The following is a 1,368-nucleotide window of genomic DNA, read 5'->3' as shown; positions in this document are numbered from 1 at the left end:
TGCGTGGCGAAATTTATAACCAGCAAGGTCATTTGGTGGCGACTGCCGTACAAGAAGGAGTCATGCGCTACACGAAATAACCCGTGCGTATAAGACGCAAAAAGGAGTGCTCAGCACTCCTTTTTAGTGGGTATCAAACGATGATTAATTCGGTTGATACTTCATGGTGACCACTGACCACTCATAAAGTGATTTCGGATAGCCATACTTGCTTTTTCCGTACACCACATTTGGCTTGGCATAAAAACCGCCGTCATCACTCGCTAAGAACTCACGTTGACCGCGACGGTAGTACACGATAGGCGCTGCCAACTCATACTCAATGTTTTCTAGTTTAGAGTCGTCAATCACTAAAAAGCGAGTCATGCGAATCGTACTACCGTTCGCACAATAACCTACAGCATCATAATCAATTGCATCGAATGGTTTTAGATCATTAGAAAACAGATCCGCAGTACAGCCATCAAATCGAGCAACATGTACCCAGACTGCCTTTTGTTGGGTTCGGTCATCGCTACCCACTGGTTTTAACAAGAACAGCGCGACCTTACCTTTGCCAAATTTTTGCAGCTCATCATCCGTCGGTTCACGCACCGAACGCGACCCCATGATGCCAAACTCACTTTCTTCTAAATTGGAAAACTGTGGGGCACTGAGGGTACTGACGATGACTGTTTGTTCGCTATCAAGTTGTGTGTATTTATCTGCAACACCCGATTCTGCCAAATCGACATGAACCGTAACTCTAGTTCTTGGTAACGCTTTGTAATCTCGCGATTCACTCTCAGAAATATCCAACGCAATAGAATGATATTGAGAGTAATTAGTTAGCGTCAACTCAGCTTTCGCATTGTCTAACGTGGCAAGCTCTTCGCTCACGGTATCAGCAAATGAGTAAGTGCGAGTGCCTACCGTTTTACCAAAGTCCAAACTAATCGTCTTAAATGGCGTAAATTCCACAGTTTGAAGCTTCGTCGTAAGACCTGGATGATCCGCTTTATTAATGGTGCCGTTAACCAATACGGTTTTAGTTGTATAGTTACGTGCAGTTAACGTCACTTCCACTTGGTAGTCGCCAGCATGCAGCACTTTCAAACGACCAGAATCTGAAGATAACAACTCAACCACCGGCTCAGCTTGGTTAATCAGACGGTAGCTTGCTTTGGCTTCTCCCCCACTCATCACAGGTGTGATAACCGCACCAGCAGAAAAGTTCAGAGTTGGATAAGTAATAGAAACCGGGTTGCTACCTTGTTTAATCGTTACAGCAAAGCTACTTTCACCTGGAGTAAACTTATCGTTACCTGCGTCCGACACAATAACTCTGGTGCTACCCGCATTCAGAATGCGCATATCACCCGTTTTGCG

1 pseudogene is annotated in these 1,368 nt (G+C 45.0%); it reads right to left on the bottom strand.

Features of this window, described 5'->3' with window-relative positions:
- Positions 1-144: 144 nt before the first annotated feature.
- Positions 145-1,368 (bottom strand): annotated as a pseudogene (locus R7D93_RS25375) (cadherin repeat domain-containing protein); the annotation flags it as partial.

Source organism: Vibrio sp. YT-15 (assembly GCF_033337445.1).
In the GTDB taxonomy this organism is placed as follows: Bacteria; Pseudomonadota; Gammaproteobacteria; order Enterobacterales; family Vibrionaceae; genus Vibrio; species Vibrio alginolyticus.
Note: the sequence above shows the minus strand (reverse complement) of the source record. Positions and strands in the feature narration are given on the sequence as shown.